Origin of the sequence: Alcaligenes sp. YSL9, from assembly GCF_030515105.1 — a bacterium.
In the GTDB taxonomy this organism is placed as follows: Bacteria; Pseudomonadota; Gammaproteobacteria; order Burkholderiales; family Burkholderiaceae_B; genus Alcaligenes; species Alcaligenes phenolicus.
In genome coordinates this window covers 1,007,109-1,025,090 of sequence record NZ_JALXJU010000001.1, presented here as the reverse complement: position 1 = coordinate 1,025,090, position 17,982 = coordinate 1,007,109, and the positions used below count along the sequence as shown (strand labels likewise).

The window sequence follows — 17,982 nt, the reverse complement described above, 5'->3', positions numbered from 1 at the left end:
GAGATGTCTATCTCAGTACTGATCAAACAGCCGCTGCAACAGGTGCCACAGCAGCCCTTGTATCTGTTCGACGCCAATACTTTCTGGGCCCGTTGGCGTGGCTGGAAGGCATTGCCACAGAACAAGAGTTTCGCAGTTGCGGTGTGGCTGCGGCCTTGTAGGGCGGTGCACCTATGGGGAATGCGGCAGGCTCTGGATATCTGCTTTCTGGATGAGGATGATCAGCCCTTGAGGTTTTGTCCGGCTGTACCTGCGGGAGCGATACGTTGGCACAGAAAAGCCAGATCGGTACTGGAGGCGCCGGTCACTTCTCTGTCGGGGCCGGAGCAGTTTTCGCCCTGGGCCGCCGCTCTGCAGGAAATACGTCAAACAGGGGGCGGGGTATGGCTGGACCGGGCTTAGCCTTGTGCGGCGTCGCGCATCGGATCACCAAACACGCTGCGGTAAGCCGGGTAGAAGCTGGCGTACAGGATGGCAGCCATCGCCAGATTGATAGGTGTCAGCACCATGGTGGCCGTGCCTGGACTTAAACCCGCTCCCAGCAGCAATTCGCCCAGAGTCTGGATGGCGAAGAAGGCAGCCGCCCAGCATAGGCCGTACAGCAGGAAGGCGGCCTTGTTGCGCCAGCAAGCCACCATGGAAAAGAACAGGGCTTGCTTGACCGGGATGGCATGCCAGCCTACCAGGGCGGGAGCGTGCCAGAATAGGGCGGACAGGCCCAGATACAGCACAAAGAACAAAATGATGGGCTTGCGAAAGGCCGCCATGACTTCCTGTGGAGTGGCATTGCTGTTGTCCATCAACTGGGACAGCTCATTCACAAAAGGGAAAGTCGCCACAAAGCCGACGACCAGGCAGGCCAACAAGTAAATGATGCCTAGTTTGATCAGGCGGTTGCGTACCGGGGCGGGCTTCAAGGGCTCGGTCCACATGCCCAGGCGAATGACCTCGCCCTCATGAATGCGGCGACAGGCATTCTGAATGATAAAGGTCATGGTCGGGACCAGTACGATTAGTACCATCTGGCCGATGATGGGGAAAATATTGCTCAGATTGATCAGGATGGAGGTGATCAAGCTCCAGAAGAACAGAGCAGCTGGTTGCAGCTTGAACAAGCGCAATCCTTCCTGAATCCAGTACCACCCGTAAAGAAAGGGGAGCTTGGCAGCTTGCATATCAGTATCCGTATTTATCGAGGGAGCGCCGGTACAGCATGGTCGCGACGCTGGCGCAGCACACGCTCAAAGTGCCGCGGGTCATGCGGCTTGAGGGTTTGAGCGGGGCGGGGCAGATAAAAGTCGTACAGGCGCGAGATCCAGAAGCGCAGCGCGGCGGCCTGGATCAGTATAGGCCAGGCGCTGTGCTCGGCTTCGGTAAAGGGCCGCACCTGGGCGTAGGACTCCAGCCAGGCCTGGGCTTTTTCCAGATTCAGGGCACCGCTCAGGCGGTCGATACACCAGTCGTTTACGGCAACGGCCACATCAAACAGCCAGGTGTCGCAACCGGCAAAGTAAAAGTCGATAATGCCGCCCATCTGGGGCGCTTCCGAGGTGCCGGCAAACAGCACGTTGTCGCGGAACAGGTCGCAGTGAGCCGGGCCTTGTGGCAAGGCGCGATAGGTGTCGCTGTCGGCAAAACGGCTTTGTTCTTGCAAGACGGTCTGGATCAGCTCGGACTGGCTCTCGTCCAGAAAGGGCAGAACCTGGGGAACGGTGGCTTGCCACCAGCTCAGGCCGCGCAGATTGGGTTGTTCCAGAGGGAAGTCCTGGGCAGCCAGGTGGGCCTGAGCTTGTGTACGGGCGATCTGGCGGCAGTGTTCAACCGTGGGCTCGGGCTCGTAACCACCACGCAGGCGCGTCACAATCGAGCAAGGCTTGCCGTGCATGACACAGATGCGTTTGCCATCGCGGCGAGTCATGGGCTCGGGCACTGGGACACCTTTGGCGGCCAGGTGGTGCATCAGCTCGATATAGAAAGGCAGTTGTTCCAGCGTCAGGACTTCAAACAAAGTCAGAACGTACTCGCCCTGGGTGGTGCTCAGAAAGTAATTGGTGTTTTCAATGCCGGCGGTAATGCCACGTAAGGAAACAAATTCGCCAATTGTGTATTGTTCCAGCAGTTCGCGGGCGTCAAGTTCGCTGACAGAAGTAAAAACAGCCATGCTTTCAGTGAGGGTCCGGTTGTTGGCGCACTATCAGGCGCGCAAGTATGTCAAACGGCCGATTTTAGACCAGTGCGCCCGCTTTTTGGAGCCTTGCGGCGATTTACCGCGCTTTATCTTCATCCTGTGGTCGGCTGAAACCATTAAAATGGGTGTTTTCCCTTTTTCACCAAGCCTGCAATCAGGCTATTTGCTCCCTGTTTATGACTAATTTTGTGAAGCCGGACAGCCAGATGTGGCGTTTGAGTGTGGCGCCCATGATTGATGTGACTGACCGCCACAGCCGCTTTTTTCATCGTCTGCTGGCGCCGCGCGCTTTGCTGTTTACTGAAATGATCACCACGGGTGCACTGACGCACGGCGATCAGGCACGTCATCTGGATTTTGATCAGGCAGAGCATCCGGTGGCCTTGCAACTGGGTGGCAGCGACCGGGACGCCTTGGTGACCAGCGCTCTGGCAGGTGAAAAGTGGGGCTACGACGAAATTAATCTGAACTGTGGCTGCCCCTCGGAGCGGGTTCAAAAAGGCGCTTTCGGTGCCTGTTTGATGAACGAGCCGCAATTGGTGGCAGACTGCGTCAAAGCCATGCAGGACGCGGTCTCTGTGCCCGTGACGGTCAAGCACAGGCTGGGGCTGGATTACAACGAGTCCTACGACTTTGTGCGGGACTTTGTGGGGATTTTGTTCGAGTCCGGGTGTCGAGTCTTTACGGTTCATGCCCGCAATGCGGTCTTGAAAGGCTTGTCGCCCAAGGACAATCGGGAGATTCCGCCTTTGCGCTATGACATGGCCATGCAGTTGAAAAAGGACTTTCCTGAAGCGCTGTTCATCTTGAATGGCGGCATTCAGGAGCCGGATCAGGCGGTAGAGCTGGAAGAACAGTTCGATGGCGTGATGCTGGGCCGGGCAGCCTGGCATACGCCAGCGGTATTAAGCGAGATTCATCGTCGCCTCTGGCCCGAGCATCCCTTGATGGACGAGGACGCTGTGGTGGAGCAGATGATTGCTTATGCCCGGCACCATGTTCAGGCAGGTGTGCCGTTACGCATTGTGATCAAGAGCATGTTGGGCTGGCCGCACGGCAAGAAGGGCGCACGTCAGTGGCGTCGTACCTTGTCAGATCACCATTGCTTGGCCAAAAACGATCCAGGCCTGCTTGCGCAGGCCTGGGAAGAATTGCAACGCCGTCAGTAAAGGCGGCCAGATCCAGGGGATCAGGATGCGCTGGCTTGCTCGGAATCGGTAGGCCAGTCGCGGATGTAGGCTTTGAGCATATTGTTCTCGAACTGCTGGGCGTGAACAATGGCGCGGGCCATATCAAAGAAGGAAATAACTCCCATCAGCACCGGACCGTCCATCACGGGCATGTAGCGTGCGTGGTTGTTCAGCATCAGGCGCTGCACCTCGTCGGCGCTGGTGTTGGGGGTGACGCTGACAGGGGCGTCATCCATGATGCTGCGCACCGTAAAGCCCTGGGCCTTGTCGCCCTGAGCGTGCCAGTGGCGAATGATCTCGCGAAAGGTCAACATACCCACCAACTGACCATGCTCCATGATCACCAGCGAACCAATATCCAGCTCGCTCATGCTCTGTACCGCTTTTTCAACGGTCATTTCGGGGGTGCCTGTATAAAGCGTGTCTCCCTTGACACGCAGGATTTCACTGACTTTTAGCATACTGGGTCTCCTGACCGGGATCGGCGTTTAGTATGGCTGGTTGTCCTGTCAGAATGCCTTGCGGCGACTCAAACAGTTCTTCCAGATTGGATAGTCGCTGATCGAAAAACTGAGAAAGATAATTGAATACATATTCTAGCGGACCCTCGTGGGTATGGGCGCGGTCCAGCAGAAATGCCTTGGTAAGTTGTTTCAGGCTGACCTGACGCAGATCGCAACTCAGTACCCACTGTTCGTCATTGTCTTGCTGGGTATCAGCAATCAGTCCCATGGACTTGAGCTTGCATAAAATGCCGTAGAGCTCGTCCGGGTCGCGTTCCAGCTTGTGGCTGAGTTCACGTACGCTAAGTCCCTGCTGGCTCTGACGGTTCAGCCACAGCTGGTAGAGCAGGTTCACGGCATCGGTAAAGGCGATGCCGGGCACATTGGTCTTGACCCAGTTGCGGCCACGCCAATCGGGCAAAATGGCCACCATGGAAGCGCCCAGCAGGACGATCAGCCAGGAAATGTAGATCCACAGCAGGAAGATCGGCAGGATGGCAAAGGCGCCGTAGATAATCGTGTAGGTGGGAAAGCGGGTCAGGTAAAAGGCGAAACCGGCTTTCATCAGCTCCAGCAAGGCGGCGGTGACTACCCCGCCAATCAGGGCGTCGCGCCACCATACGCGGCGGTTGGGCACGTACATGAACAGCGCCGTCAGCCCCAGGGCCGTAAACAGGAAGGGGACGTAAGACAGGGCAAAGGTCACTATGCCGGACAAGTCGCCGATATAACCCAAGGACTCCCTGGCCAGAATGGTCGTGGCCCACAGGCTGGCGCCGGTCAGAATCGGGCCCAGCGAAATAATGGCCCAGTACACCAGCAGGCGTTGTCCCAGTGGACGTTGCACGTGTACCTGGAAAATATTGTTGAAGGTCTCGTCAATGGTCATGATCAGCATGATGGACGTGACAATCAGGAACAAGCTGCCTACCGCCGTCAGGCCTGACGCTTTGGAGGCAAACTGGTTCAGATACAACATGATGTTTTCTGACACCACTTCGGGCATCAGGTTACGGGTCAAAAACCCTTCCAGGGCACTTTCAAATTCCTGAAACAGTGGAAAGGCCGTGAACAGCGCCAGTACCACCGTCAGCATGGGGACAATGGCCAGGATCGTGGTGTAGGTCAGGCTGGAGGCTACCTTCATCAGATCTTTTTCGGCCACCCGCTTGATGGCAAAGCGCGCCACACTTAAAAAGTGATGTTTGGCAGTGGGGGCGGGCGAGGGCTCCTGCCGGGATACAGGATCGGTGTTATCTGGGTTCAAGTCTGTTTGTTCAGCTTGCTCAGAGGGCATAGGGAAGTTCTCGTCGTTTTTCATAGCGGTTTGATGCGGCGGACGCTGCTTTTCGACAGGGTTCAGGTGATAATAACAGCATGCATGAACCTTTAAACCCCATACTTCATCGAGTGGCGGCCCTGGCTTTGGTCGCCTTGATTGCTTTGTGCCTGGCCTGGGAGCTTCATTTTGCGCCCCTGAAACCCGGCGGCTCCTGGCTGGTGCTGAAAGTGATTCCTTTGGTGCTGCCGCTGCGCAGCGTGCTCAAGGGCAATTTATATACCCTGCAATGGACGTCCATGATGATTCTGCTGTACTTCGCGGAAGGGGTCATGCGTGCCTGGTCGGACCCGGTGGCTGAAGTCATGCCCTGGGCGATTGCAGAGATTGTTCTGTCCCTGATTTATTATTTCTGCGCCATTTTTTATCTCTGGCCTGCCAAGAAAGCAGCCAAGCAGCGCAGCAAGGCCGAAAAAGCCGAGGCTGCCAAAGCCGCCAAATCGGCCTAAGGGGGTCTGTATGTCCAGCTTGTTCGATGGCCTGGCCATCAGTCATCATTTTGCGGATTTGCCCTCGGCTTTCCATACGGCGGTTCCGCCGCAACCCCTGGCCAATTCCCGCCTGCTGCACGTCAATAAGGAATTGGCGGCGCAACTGGGTCTGGATGTCTCCCGTTTGGGGGAACAGGAATTTCTGGATGTAGTCAGCGGCCAAGCCCCCTTGCCGGGTGGCCTGACGGTGTCGGCTGTCTATAGCGGTCACCAGTTTGGTGTCTGGGCAGGACAGTTGGGCGATGGCCGCGCGCATTTGCTGGGGCAAATCGACACCCCCACGGGCCCGCAGGAATTGCAGTTGAAGGGCGCCGGTAAAACCCCGTATTCCCGTATGGGCGATGGCCGTGCCGTGCTGAGATCCAGTGTGCGCGAATATCTGGCCAGTGAGGCCATGGCCGGTTTGGGCATTGCCACCAGCCGGGCCCTGGCCCTGGTCACTTCGGATACGCCTGTGTACCGGGAAACCGTGGAAACGGGCGCGATTGTGACACGTGTTGCCCCCAGTTTTGTGCGTTTTGGCTCGTTTGAACATTGGGCCAACGACGCAAGCCGTGTGCGTGAATTGTTGGACTATGTGCTGCGCGAGTTCTATCCGGAACTGCTGGTCGAAGGCGATTCGGAGCAGGAGCGCGTCTGCCGCTTCTTGCAGGAAGTGACGCATCGCAGCGCAGAAATGGTGGCCGACTGGCAGACTGTCGGCTTTTGCCACGGCGTCATGAATACTGACAATATGTCCATTCTGGGCCTGACCATTGACTACGGTCCGTACGGCTTCATGGACCGATTCCGTGTGAATCACGTCTGCAATCACAGCGACAATCAAGGTCGTTACGCCTGGAATGCACAGCCTGCGATTGTGCATTGGAACTTGTATCGCCTGGCCAGTGCCTTGATGGTGCTGGATCCGGATGTGGATGCGGTAAAAGAGCATTTGCAGACCTTTGAAGCCAGTTTTCTGAAGCGCTATCACGCCAATTTGCAGGCCAAGTTCGGCCTGCGTACCTGGCAAGCGGATGATGCGCAACTGGTCGATGACTGGTGGCGCTTGCTGCACAACAGCGGGGCAGACTTCACCTTGTCTTTCCGTGCTCTGGCCCAGGCCAGCAGGGCGCCCGAGGCTTTCTTGAGCCTGTTTGAAGGTTCTGAAGATCAGGCCCAGGCCTGGTGGCAGGCCTATAGCCAGCGCCTGACGCTGGACGGTTCCGACACGCCAGAGCAGCGCGAGTCCATGAACCGCGTCAATCCTTTGTATGTGCTGCGTAACCATTTGGCTGAGCAGGCCATCCAGGCTGCTGCCAAGGATGACGCCAGCGAAATTGACACCTTGCTGAAGCTGCTGCGCGACCCATACACCGAGCGGGCCGGTTTTGAGGCCTATGCCATGCCGCCGCCAGAAGGCAGTGCGGAGTTGGCCGTCAGCTGCTCTTCCTGAAAGACCGGGCGCGGTGCATGTCCGGATTCGGGAACAATGCCATAATCGTGCCTGTCTTTCATTTTCCCTCATTTCTTTGCGTTCACTTTCTCTATGTCCGGCAATACTCTAGGTAAAAGCTTCCGCGTCACGAATTACGGCGAATCTCATGGTCCAGCGATCGGCGCAGTGATCGACGGCTGCCCTCCGGGCCTGGAGCTGTCTGAACAGGATATTCAGTTTGAACTGGATCGCCGCCGTCCTGGCACCTCGCGCCACGTGACTCAGCGCCGTGAGCCGGATCAGGTGGAAATTCTGTCCGGTATTTACGAAGGTCGTACAACTGGCACGCCCATTAGCCTGCTGATTCGCAACTCCGATGCGCGCAGCAAGGATTACGGCAATCTGCTGGATACTTTCCGTCCCGGCCATGCGGATTACACCTACTGGAAGAAGTTCGAGAACCGCGACCCGCGTGGTGGTGGTCGCTCTTCAGCTCGCCTGACTGCGCCTACCGTGGCAGCCGGTGCGATTGCCAAGAAATGGCTGGCCGAGCACTTCGGCGTGAAGATTCGCGGCTATATGAGCCAACTGGGCCCCATCGCCATTCCTTTTAAAAGCTGGGATGTGGTCGAGCAGAATCCTTTTTACGCGCCAGACCTGGACGTGGTGCCACAGCTGGAAGCCTATATGGACGAGCTGCGCAAAGAAGGCGAATCGATTGGCGCACGCATTGAAGTTGTGGCCGAAGGCGTGCCCGCTGGCTGGGGTGAACCTATTTACGACCGTCTGGATGCCGATATCGCCCATGCCATGATGGGTTTGAACGCGGTAAAAGGCGTGTCCATTGGCGCTGGCTTTGATTGCATTACGCAAAAAGGCTCGGAGCACGGTGATGCGCTGTACCCCGATGGTTTCAAGACCAACCAGGCCGGTGGCGTATTGGGTGGTATTTCCTCCGGGCAGGCCGTGACGGTTTCCCTGGCGATCAAGCCTACTGCCAGCATCCGTACCATGCGTCCTTCCGTGAATCGAGCCGGTGAAGCGGTTGAAGTGCAGACACTGGGCCGTCACGATCCTTGTGTGGGTATTCGTGCCACGCCGATTGCCGAAGCCTTGCTGGCCATTGTGTTGATGGATCATTGTCTGCGTCATCGTTCGCAGTGCGGCGTCTGAAACTGAGGGTTTGCGCAGGACCCTAGCACTTCATTTTCTTGTCAGGTTTGTTTTTTGGAGCTGAGCATGAAAGGTATTGCGAAAGGAAAACGCCTTTTGGCGGCGGGTTTGATACTGGCCATGACGGGCTGTGCCACGGTGCAGACGACGGAAAGCGGGACGGTAGGTGTCGAGCGCAAACAATTCATCTCCAATCTGGTGTCCGAGGCCGAGCTCAATCAGGCGGCGGCCCAGAATTATGCTCAGGTCTTGTCCCAGGCTCGGCAGCAAAAGGCGCTGGATACCGATGCGGCCCAGACTCGTCGGGTCAAGTCCATTGCTCAACGCCTGATCGATCAAGTCGGTGTTTTCCGGGCGGACGCCCGTTCCTGGAATTGGGAAGTCCACGTCATCAATGAGGACGAAGTTAATGCCTGGTGCATGCCGGGCGGCAAGATGGCGGTTTACAGCGGCTTGATCAAACGGATTCAGCCAACGGACGCGGAACTGGCTGCTGTCATTGGGCATGAGATTGCTCACGCCTTGCGCGAGCATTCGCGTGAGCAGGTTTCCCAGAAAATGGCGACTTCTTTCGGTTTGACGGTGCTCTCCGCCCTGACTGGTGTGCAGGCTGTGAACGATTTGGGCGGTACGCTCAGCGAAGTCATGTTTGAACTGCCTAATAGCCGCACTCACGAATCCGAGGCCGATCTGATCGGGGTTGAGCTGGCTGCGCGTGCAGGCTACGACCCGCGTGCTGCGGTCACCTTGTGGCAGAAGATGGGGGCCCTGGAGCAGGGTAGAAGTCAGCCGGAGTTCCTGTCTACTCACCCGGCTTCCTCAACCCGTATTGCGGATTTGCAGGCGATCTCGGAACGGGTCATGCCTTTGTATCAGCAGGCGGCCAAGCCGTGAAAAGGCTGTTTTTTTTGAAATCGCATTTGAAACGAAGAATGCCCTTGATGAAGCTTTGTTGAGGATCGCCAAGCGTCGCTCTCATCATGGAGTGGGAACAGATGTTCCCATATAGACTCCGGATAGATTTAAGCAGGCTTACTTTATTCCGTATCGATTATCTTGCAAGAATTGGGCTGACCATAGGATTTTTGCAGTGCAGGCCTGCCCTTGGCCGACGGTCCTTGAAGTCTGTGCTCGCAGAAGGTGCCGCTGGCCTATTTATCTGACTGCTTCCCATCCTCACAATGCACCCATGAAATCGCGCCATCGCACTTTTCTGTATGGTTTGTTGATTTGGCTCGGCCTGTCTTTGGCCGGCGCCATCGTGTTGACGCGCGCTGAACTGGCGCGGCAGCAGGAGGCATTCACGGTGCAAAGCAATATAGCCTACCGGCTGCTGGGCCAGCGTCTGGCCCAGCATGACGCCATTTTACAAATGCTGGCCCTGTTGCAGCCGCCCGTGCAGCGCATTGAACGTCTGGGAACGCTGAAAGCCATGTTTCCCCAGATCATGGCGATCTATCGCGAAGAGAGCGACGTCGCGTGGGCCAATCCGCAATGGCAGCAGGCGCAGTTGCAGTCTCTAAAGGCCGAGCGCGCCGTACTGACGGATGTGCAACTGGCACAAGGGCGCTATGGTCTGCTGGTAGCGGCGCATCCGGCCAGCTTTGCCGTGATGCTGGATTTGAATGCCGCCATTGCCTGGGATGAATGGCCTTTTCGGCGTAACGGCAGTCCCGTGCGCGTGGTGCTGGAGTGGCAGGACCAGCAATGGGTGATCAGTCCTGGATTGGACCATGCCGGGCCTGTGGTATTCCAGTCAGGCAAGACAATGACTTCCACCAGCCAACCCTTTCAATTGCACACGCGTCGCGTCGTGGGCTTTGCCGACCTGCCTTGGGGACAGGCAGCACTGTTCGCCCTGGCCGGCGCCTTGCTGGTGGCGCTGGTCATCTATGTGCGCAAACAACGTGAACAGACCTTGCGCGCTCAGGAGTTGCTGCGTATCGGTCAGGTGGGCCGTTTGAATGCGCTCGGCGAAATGGCCGCGGGCCTGGCGCATGAATTGAACCAACCTTTGACCTCCGTGCTGGCCAATACACAAGCCAGCCTGCGGCTCTTGCAGGATGATCCCCCCGACCTGGAGCCGGCACGTGAAGCAATGGCGCATTCGGTAGAGCAGATCAAGCGTGCGGCCAGCGTGTTGACACGCCTGCGGCACAGCTTGCGTGAAAGCGGTCTGGCTGAGCAGTGCTGCCCGGTGTCCTTGACGCGGGTGTTGGGCGAGGCTGTGCATTTGCTGATGCCGGAGTTGGAGCGGCATGGCATTACCCTGGAAAAACGCCTTCCTTCACACGATGTCGTTGTTGTTGGTGAACCCGTGGCGCTCGGACAAATCATCCACAATCTGCTCAATAATGCCGTATCCGCTTTGGGCGTAGCCCAGATCAGCAATCCGCGCATCTGGCTCGAGGTGTTGCAGCGACAAGGGCGCGTGGAATTGACCGTGCGTGACAATGGCCCGGGAATAGTCCCGCAGCATCTGGATCGTGTGTTCGAGCCTTTCTTTACGACGCGCTCCGACGGCCTGGGGCTGGGCCTGAGCCTGAGCGAGTCGCTGGCTCAGGCCATGGGCGGCGGCTTGAAGGCGTTCAACGATCCCATGGGGGGAGCCGTGTTTGCGCTGGAACTGCAACTCGTGGATGAGGAAGCATCATGAAACCTACTGAAAATGGCTCTAGCCTGTCGCCCTTGATCCACCTGTTGGACGATGATGCCGCCGTGCGTCAAAGCTTGTCCTTGCTGATCAGCACAGTCGGGTTACGGGTGCAGACTTGGGCGGATCCGCAGCAGTTTCTGGAGTCTTTTGATCGGCAGTCTATCGGGGCATTGATTCTGGATGTGCGCATGCCCGGCATCAGTGGATTGACCTTGCTCGATACCCTGATTGAACAAGGCGTGGATCAGCCTATCATTCTGTTGACCGGGCACGGCACGGTGGATATGTGCCGGCGCGCCTTCAAAGCGGGTGCTGTCGAGTTCCTGGAAAAGCCGGTCAGTGACGATGTGTTGCTGGACACGGTTCAGCAGGCCGTGCGTCAGCACGTGCGCCGTCGTGAGCGTCTTGCGGCCGACCAGTGGGTGCGTGAACGTTACACAAGTTTGTCCGAGCGCGAGCGCGAGGTGCTGGCGCTGATTGTCGAGGGCTTGACCAACAAGGAGATAGGTCGTGCGCTGTCGCTGTCGCCCCGTACAGTTGAAACGCATCGCGCCAACCTGTTTGCCAAACTGCAGGTCGATAACCTGGCCCACCTGATTCGGCATTACGCCAGCCTGGTGAGTGTCTCTCCGTAAAACTACGTAGATGCCAGGGTAAGCGTCCGAATAGTCCCGTTCGGGCGGCGCAAGTATAGTTTTTCCATGCCGACAGTGTTGTCGGAACTGATAAATGGAGATTACTGCTATGTTGCGCTCTTCCCTTTTGATGGCGTTGTTGTTTGCCGCTGGTGCCGCCCAGGCCCAGGGTGTGCTGACCGAAAAAAACATCTCCCTGGATCTGGCTAATCGTTTGGCTAGCGAAACCGTCAAGCAATGCTCGACCAAAGGTTACAACGTGTCGGCGGCTGTGGTTGACCGCGCTGGCGTACTGCGTGCGCTCCAACGTGCCGACCAGGCCGGTCCGCATACGGTCAATGCCAGCATCGACAAGGCCTATACGTCCGCTTCGGCCCGCAGCCTGACCAGCGCCATGCTGGAGGGTTCGCAGAAAAATGCCGGTGCCGCCAATCTGGGCGATATCCAGGGCTTTCTGCTGCTGGGCGGCGGCGTGCCGGTCAAGGTCGGTAATGACACGATAGGCGCCATCGGCGTAGGTGGTGCGCCTGGTGGCCACCTGGATGAAGCGTGCGCCGTAGCGGCTCTGGAAACCCTGAAGGCCGATCTGAAGTAATCGCATTCCAGCTGATCGGGGAGCCGCCTCTGAACTGCCCCCCGGAACTTGGATATCACTCCAAGCTTCGGGGGGTGCTGCATGGCTAGTTCAGGGATCGCTTGATGTGATTGCGGTAAGGCCTCCGGTAAAGGCGGGATTGTTGGCAAATAAGCTGACCGTTCAGTGTTGCTGCTGAACGGTCGTATTCCGTCTGACGATTGACTTCTGGCGAGGGATGATTCTTGCCGCTGCAGAATCATCCCTCGCGTTCACGTGCGCATGCTGATGGCCAAGCGATTGAATGCGCTCATCAAGGCAATCGCAAAACTCAGATCCGAAATTTCCGTATCGCTGAAATGGGCTTTCAAAGGCTCGAAGTGCTCGTCGGGTGCATGAGTGTGAGCAACATCCACCACGGATTCTGCCCATTCCAGAGCCGCACGTTCGCGTTCGTCAAAGTGCGCGCTGACACGCCAGCCTGCCAGACTGTCTATCTTGGCATTGAGCACGCCCGAGCTGCGCAAGGAGGCAGCGTGCATCTCCAGGCAAAAGGAGCAGCCGTTGATTTGCGAAATGCGCAAATTAACCAGTTCAATCAATTCTTTGCCCAGGCTGCTTTTGTCCAAAGCCAGCTTCGTTTGCAACAGGCCTTGATAGGCTTTGGGAGACAGGGTGTCGTAGGGAAGGCGAAGTGCACTCATGGCGTATCCAATCGAAAGTAAGACAGGGGGCGGAGCAGGCCATAGCTGTATGGGGCGGGATTCACTGTTTGCGTCAGTCTGAGTATCAAGCTGGGCTATCCGCTTTACTTGTTGATTATCCATGAGTAATGTCCTGGTCATCAGTGACAAGAAAACAATAATTGACTAGGACATGGGTATGGATCTACGCCACTGGAAACCCAGCCGGGAACCAGGCATTCCTGTTTATCAGCAGTTGTACGAGCGCTTTCGGGATGCGATTGCTGCAGGCCAATTGCGCCCCGGCGACCGGGTGCCATCCATACGCAGTCTGGCCAGTGAGCTGAATGTGGCCAAGGGTACGGTGGAGCAGGCCTATCAAATCTTGCTGGGTGAAGGCTACTTTCTGGCACGAGGGCCGGCAGGAACGGTGGTGTCACCGCAGTTGGCCAGTCTGGCTGCGAAAAGATATGCCAGTGTCCCTGCCTCATCCCTGCGTGCCTCGCCATATGTACCAGCAGAAGACTCACCCCCTTTGCCATTTCAGCTGGGCCTGCCGGCTTTGGATGCCTTTCCGCGCAAGACCTGGGCACGACTGGCCAACCAGAATCAGCGCTCTTTGGGGGGCGTGGCAATGCGTTACCCCGATCCGGTGGGCTATGCGCCGTTGCGGCGGGCTATTGCGGCTTATTTGGGCGTATCGCGCGGCATAGCTTGTCTGCCGGAGCAGATCTTTGTGACGGCCGGGTATTGGGGGGCGCTGGAGCTCGTGTGTCGTAGCGTTCTGAATCCGGGTGACGCGGGCTGGTACGAAAATCCTGGCTATATTTTTGCCCGCCAGTTCTTGAAGCAGGCCGGCATGCACGTGCATGCGGTGCCGCTGGATGAAGACGGCCTGAACCTTATAGCCGGACAGCAGCATTGCCCACAGGCACGCTTTGCCATCGTGACCCCCACTCATCAAAGCCCTATGGGCATGGCCATGTCCCTACCCAGGCGTTTGCAATTGCTGGAGTGGGCCAGACAGCAGCAGGCCTGGATTGTGGAGGACGATTACGACAGCGAGTTTCGCTATCACGGACGTCCTTTGCCTGCCCTGAAAAGTCTGGATAGGGACGACAGGGTGATCTATACCGGCACCTTCAGCAAGGTTCTGAATCCCGGTTTGCGGCTGGCGTACTTGGTCGCACCCCTGTCCCAGGTGGAGCGTTTCCAGCAGGCGGCTCACTATTCAGGCGGGCCGGGTTCCATCCTGACGCAGGCTACCGTGGCGGACTTCATGGAGCAGGGCTACTTTGCGCGGCACTTGCGCAAGATGCGGGCTTTGTATGCAAAACGTCGGGCTTATTTGGTGCAGGCTCTGCAACAGATACTGGGGGAGCGCTTGCAGGTGCAAAGCCAGGCAGGGGGGATTCATGTGCTTGCCAATTTGAGGAGGGCAGAAGATGACCGGCCTTTGGCCAAGGCTGCCCAGGAACATGGCCTGGCCGTTCAGGCCTTGAGCGATTGGCAAATATCGCCTGCTGTGCATAAGGGGCTGTTGATGGGCTTTGCCAATATCAGCGATCAGGGCATGGCCGATGAATGGGTAGAACGTTTGAGCTTGGCCATTGCTGAACCTTCTTGAACAAGAGTCCGGCCTGCAGCAATCGCCATGGCTGACGACGTTGGTCTCCCGGAGCCTTCTTTGACAAGGCTCCGGGAGACCTTTTTCAGGGGCATGTTTCTATTTAGGGTGGTAGTCCCAATACTAGTATGGAAACTGGTCTTGTCCCAGTTACTGCGCCTGTCATAATAAGAAAAAATTAATGTGCAGCCCGCTTTGTGCGGACTGTAATTTCAACTGAATCGCGAGAGCGCAATGGCAAAAACCTTATACGATAAGTTGTTCGACGAACACGTCGTGCATCAGGACACGGATGGCACCTGTTTGATCTACATTGATCGCCACTTGCTGCATGAAGTGACCAGCCCCCAGGCCTTTGAAGGCTTGACTCTGGCCGGCCGCAAGCCTTGGCGCATCAGTGCCAACCTGGCTGTGGCGGACCACAACGTCCCCACCACCTCCCGCCAGAACGGCATTGAAGACCCGATCTCGCGCCTGCAGGTCGATACCCTGGACGCCAACTGCGAAGAATTCGGCATTACCGAATTCCGCATGAACGACGTGCGTCAGGGCATTGTGCACATTGTCGGCCCTGAGCAGGGCGCGACCTTGCCTGGCATGACCGTGGTTTGTGGTGACTCCCACACCAGCACGCACGGTGCCGTGGGCGCTTTGGCCTTTGGTATTGGTACCTCGGAGGTCGAGCACACGCTGGCCACTCAGACCTTGCTGATGAAGAAAAGCAAAAGCATGCTGATCCAGGTGGACGGCAAGCTGCCTTTTGGCTGTACTGCCAAGGACCTGATCCTGTACGTGATCGGTCAGATCGGTACTGCTGGTGGTACCGGCTACGCCATTGAGTTCGGCGGCTCGGCAATTCGCGCCTTGTCTATGGAAGGCCGCATGACCGTGTGCAATATGGCGATTGAAGCCGGTGCACGTTCAGGCATGGTGGCTGTGGACGAGCAAACCATTCAGTATCTGCGTGGCCGTCCTTACTCGCCCAAAGGCGTGTTGTGGGATCAGGCTGTGGCTTACTGGAACACCTTGCACACTGACGAAGGTGCCGAGTTTGATCGCGTGATTCGCATCGATGCCAGTCAGATCACCCCTCAGTTGACTTGGGGCACCTCGCCTGAAATGGTGTTGCCTATCGACAGCCGTGTACCCGATCCAGAGAAAGAAAAAGACGAAGTCACCCGCAATGGCATGGAGCGTGCATTGGAATACATGGGCCTGACGCCCAATATGCCCTTGACCGACATCCGTATCGACCGCGTGTTCATCGGCTCCTGTACCAATGCCCGTATCGAGGACTTGCGTGCGGCTGCCAGCGTGGCCAAGGGTCGCAAAGTCGCTTCCAACGTCAAGCAGGCCATGATTGTTCCCGGCTCCGGTCTGGTGAAACGTCAGGCCGAACAAGAAGGTCTGGACAAGATTTTCCTGAACGCCGGTTTTGAATGGCGTGAGCCTGGTTGCTCCATGTGTCTGGCCATGAACGCTGACCGTCTGGAACCGGGCGAGCGTTGCGCTTCGACCTCCAACCGTAACTTTGAAGGACGTCAGGGGCAGGGTGGTCGTACCCACCTGGTCAGCCCAGCCATGGCGGCTGCCGCTGCCATTGCCGGCCATTTTGTCGACGTGCGTTCGTTCAACTGAGGAAATCCACACCATGCAAGCATTTACTACTCATGAAGGTCTGGTCGCTCCCTTGGATCGGGAGAACGTGGATACGGACTTGATCATCCCCAAGCAGTTCCTCAAATCCATCAAGCGCACCGGCTTTGGCCCCAACTTGTTTGATGAGTTGCGTTATCTGGATCACGGCGAGCCCGGCATGGACAATTCCCGCCGCCCGCTGAACCCGGACTTTGTGCTGAACCAGGACCGCTACCAGGGCGCTTCCGTGCTGCTGGCGCGCAAGAACTTTGGTTGTGGCTCCAGCCGTGAGCACGCTCCCTGGGCCTTGATGCAATATGGTTTTCGCGCCATTATCGCGCCGTCTTTTGCCGATATTTTCTTCAACAACAGCTTCAAGAACGGCTTGCTGCCCATCGTCCTGAACGAGCTGGATATTGCCCGCCTGTTCGATGAAGTCAAAGCTTTCCCCGGCTACAAGCTGCGTATTGATCTGGCCGAACAGCGCGTGATCACGCCTGAAGGCCGTGAATTGCCGTTCACTATCGATGCGTCGCGCAAGCACAGCCTCTTGAATGGTCTGGATGAAATTGGCCTGACCTTGCAGAAAGCGGACATGATCCGTCAGTACGAAGCCGAGCGTCTGGCCCGTCACCCCTGGCTGGTTGGTCAGCCTTGAGCCTGGGCGCAGGTTTTGTAGAAGCTTAGCTGTTGCTGCCTTTCCGGGGCAGCCAAGATGCTCCGGCCATCAGGCCGGAGTTCTTCACACTTATTCCCTAATTTTTACGTCCTACTCATCATGACTCATAAAATTGCAGTATTGCCCGGTGATGGCATCGGTCCCGAGATTACCGAACAGGCGCAGCGCGTACTGGGTGCTCTGGGCATGGATCTGGAAATGACCGTGGCTCCCGTGGGCGGCGCCGCTTACGATTTGCACGGCCACCCCCTGCCACCTGAAACGCTGAGCCTGGCTCAAAACTCCGACGCTGTGCTGTTCGGCGCCGTGGGTGACTGGAAATACGACTCGCTGGAGCGTCACCTGCGTCCCGAGCAAGCCATTTTGGGTTTGCGTCGTGCCATGGGCCTGTTCGCCAACCTGCGTCCCGCCATCCTGTACCCGCAACTGGCTAACGCTTCTACCTTGAAACCAGAAGTTGTGTCCGGTCTGGATATCCTGATCGTGCGCGAACTGACAGGTGATATTTACTTCGGTCAGCCTCGTGGCGTGCGTACGGTGGAAGAGGGCAACTTCGCGGGCGAGCGTCAGGGCTTTGACACCATGCACTATGCTGAAAGCGAAGTGCGCCGTATCGCTCACGTGGGTTTCCAGGCCGCACAAAAACGTCAGAAGCGCTTGTGCAGCGTGGATAAATCCAATGTGCTGGAAACATCCCAGTTCTGGCGTGACATCATGATTGATGTGGCCCGCGAATATCCGGACGTGGAATTGAGCCACATGTATGTGGACAACGCCGCCATGCAGTTGGTGCGCGCACCAAAAGAATTTGACGTGATCGTCACAGGCAACCTGTTTGGCGATATCCTATCGGATGAAGCGGCCATGTTGACAGGCTCCATTGGCATGTTGCCTTCGGCATCTCTGAACGCATCCCAGCAAGGTTTGTACGAACCCAGCCACGGCTCGGCACCCGATATCGCCGGTCAGGACAAGGCCAATCCTTTGGCCACCATTTTGTCCGCTGCCATGTTGCTGCGCTACTCGCTCAATGCAGAAGACCAGGCCAAGCGTATCGAAGCGGCGGTTGCCAGCGTGCTCGAACAAGGTCTGCGCACCGGTGACATCTACGAGGACGGTTGCCAATTGCTGAGCACCAGTGCTATGGGGGATGCAGTGCTCAAGGCTTTGCGATAGTATCTTTTATCGT

Annotated in this window: 18 protein-coding genes; 13 read left to right on the top strand and 5 right to left on the bottom strand. The window is 57.2% G+C overall.

Going from position 1 to position 17,982, the window contains the following annotated elements; genetic code table 11:
• The first annotated feature begins 3 nt into the window (after positions 1–3).
• Positions 4–402 carry a hypothetical protein gene (locus tag M2Q46_RS04790; protein ID WP_060185173.1) on the top strand — a complete coding sequence of 133 codons (399 nt, stop codon included), beginning with the start codon at positions 4–6 and terminating at the stop codon, positions 400–402.
• Here M2Q46_RS04790 and M2Q46_RS04785 read toward each other — a convergent pair.
• Together M2Q46_RS04785 and M2Q46_RS04780 are read right to left on the bottom strand one after the other, a co-directional pair.
• On the bottom strand, positions 399–1,175 hold the full coding sequence (locus M2Q46_RS04785; RefSeq protein ID WP_026483380.1) for a BPSS1780 family membrane protein: 777 nt from the start codon (positions 1,173–1,175) through the stop codon (positions 399–401). The two genes, M2Q46_RS04790 and M2Q46_RS04785, sit on opposite strands and share 4 nt — an antisense overlap.
• A gap of 14 nt (positions 1,176–1,189) precedes the next feature.
• Positions 1,190–2,161 carry a homoserine kinase gene (locus M2Q46_RS04780; RefSeq protein WP_021446523.1) on the bottom strand — a complete coding sequence of 324 codons (972 nt, stop codon included), beginning with the start codon at positions 2,159–2,161 and terminating at the stop codon, positions 1,190–1,192.
• A 203-nt stretch (positions 2,162–2,364) separates the two neighbouring features.
• On the opposite strand from M2Q46_RS04780, the gene dusA reads away from it, so the two are divergent.
• Positions 2,365–3,357: a tRNA dihydrouridine(20/20a) synthase DusA gene (dusA, locus tag M2Q46_RS04775; protein WP_230940543.1), complete on the top strand. Its 993-nt coding sequence runs from the start codon at positions 2,365–2,367 to the stop codon at positions 3,355–3,357.
• A 20-nt stretch (positions 3,358–3,377) separates the two neighbouring features.
• Here dusA and M2Q46_RS04770 read toward each other — a convergent pair whose 3' ends face one another.
• Together M2Q46_RS04770 and M2Q46_RS04765 are read right to left on the bottom strand one after the other, a co-directional pair.
• The gene (locus M2Q46_RS04770) at positions 3,378–3,839 is read right to left on the bottom strand and encodes a CBS domain-containing protein (RefSeq protein ID WP_009462173.1); all 462 of its coding nucleotides are present in this window, start codon (positions 3,837–3,839) and stop codon (positions 3,378–3,380) included.
• Positions 3,823–5,202: a YihY family inner membrane protein gene (locus M2Q46_RS04765; protein ID WP_137430285.1), complete on the bottom strand. Its 1,380-nt coding sequence runs from the start codon at positions 5,200–5,202 to the stop codon at positions 3,823–3,825. Before M2Q46_RS04765 ends, M2Q46_RS04770 begins: the two co-directional genes overlap by 17 nt.
• A gap of 56 nt (positions 5,203–5,258) precedes the next feature.
• Between M2Q46_RS04765 and M2Q46_RS04760 the strand changes: the two genes are divergently transcribed.
• The 7 genes from M2Q46_RS04760 (at position 5,259) to M2Q46_RS04730 (ending at position 12,187) form a co-directional block, all read left to right on the top strand.
• A complete protein-coding gene (locus tag M2Q46_RS04760) occupies positions 5,259–5,669 on the top strand; it encodes a DUF2069 domain-containing protein (RefSeq protein ID WP_009462169.1) in 411 nt (136 codons plus the stop codon).
• A gap of 10 nt (positions 5,670–5,679) precedes the next feature.
• Positions 5,680–7,146, top strand: a complete 1,467-nt coding sequence (locus M2Q46_RS04755; RefSeq protein WP_302356854.1) for a YdiU family protein — start codon at positions 5,680–5,682, stop codon at positions 7,144–7,146.
• A 93-nt stretch (positions 7,147–7,239) separates the two neighbouring features.
• Positions 7,240–8,301, top strand: a complete 1,062-nt coding sequence (gene aroC / locus M2Q46_RS04750) for a chorismate synthase (protein ID WP_045929988.1) — start codon at positions 7,240–7,242, stop codon at positions 8,299–8,301.
• A gap of 66 nt (positions 8,302–8,367) precedes the next feature.
• Positions 8,368–9,195, top strand: a complete 828-nt coding sequence (locus tag M2Q46_RS04745) for a M48 family metallopeptidase (protein WP_083053437.1) — start codon at positions 8,368–8,370, stop codon at positions 9,193–9,195.
• A gap of 295 nt (positions 9,196–9,490) precedes the next feature.
• Positions 9,491–10,957, top strand: a complete 1,467-nt coding sequence (locus M2Q46_RS04740) for a sensor histidine kinase (protein WP_302356853.1) — start codon at positions 9,491–9,493, stop codon at positions 10,955–10,957.
• Positions 10,954–11,592 (top strand): response regulator transcription factor, encoded by a 639-nt coding sequence (locus tag M2Q46_RS04735; RefSeq protein WP_302356852.1) that lies wholly within the window; start codon positions 10,954–10,956, stop codon positions 11,590–11,592. The genes M2Q46_RS04740 and M2Q46_RS04735 overlap by 4 nt, the downstream gene beginning before the upstream one ends.
• Before the next feature lie 94 nt (positions 11,593–11,686).
• Positions 11,687–12,187 (top strand): heme-binding protein, encoded by a 501-nt coding sequence (locus M2Q46_RS04730; RefSeq protein ID WP_196784024.1) that lies wholly within the window; start codon positions 11,687–11,689, stop codon positions 12,185–12,187.
• Positions 12,188–12,438: 251 nt separating this feature from the next.
• On the opposite strand, the gene M2Q46_RS04725 is transcribed toward M2Q46_RS04730, so the two are convergent.
• A complete protein-coding gene (locus M2Q46_RS04725; RefSeq protein ID WP_302356851.1) occupies positions 12,439–12,870 on the bottom strand; it encodes a carboxymuconolactone decarboxylase family protein in 432 nt (143 codons plus the stop codon).
• Positions 12,871–13,048: 178 nt separating this feature from the next.
• On the opposite strand from M2Q46_RS04725, the gene M2Q46_RS04720 reads away from it, so the two are divergent.
• From M2Q46_RS04720 to leuB, 4 genes are all read left to right on the top strand, one after another.
• Positions 13,049–14,476, top strand: a complete 1,428-nt coding sequence (locus M2Q46_RS04720) for a PLP-dependent aminotransferase family protein (protein WP_302356850.1) — start codon at positions 13,049–13,051, stop codon at positions 14,474–14,476.
• Positions 14,477–14,710: 234 nt separating this feature from the next.
• Positions 14,711–16,114 carry a 3-isopropylmalate dehydratase large subunit gene (leuC, locus tag M2Q46_RS04715; protein ID WP_009462151.1) on the top strand — a complete coding sequence of 468 codons (1,404 nt, stop codon included), beginning with the start codon at positions 14,711–14,713 and terminating at the stop codon, positions 16,112–16,114.
• Between the two features lie 13 nt (positions 16,115–16,127).
• Positions 16,128–16,772 carry a 3-isopropylmalate dehydratase small subunit gene (leuD, locus tag M2Q46_RS04710; protein WP_009462149.1) on the top strand — a complete coding sequence of 215 codons (645 nt, stop codon included), beginning with the start codon at positions 16,128–16,130 and terminating at the stop codon, positions 16,770–16,772.
• Positions 16,773–16,892: 120 nt separating this feature from the next.
• Entirely contained in the window at positions 16,893–17,969 is a 1,077-nt protein-coding gene (gene leuB / locus M2Q46_RS04705) for a 3-isopropylmalate dehydrogenase (protein WP_009462147.1), read from the top strand.
• Positions 17,970–17,982: the final 13 nt, after the last annotated feature.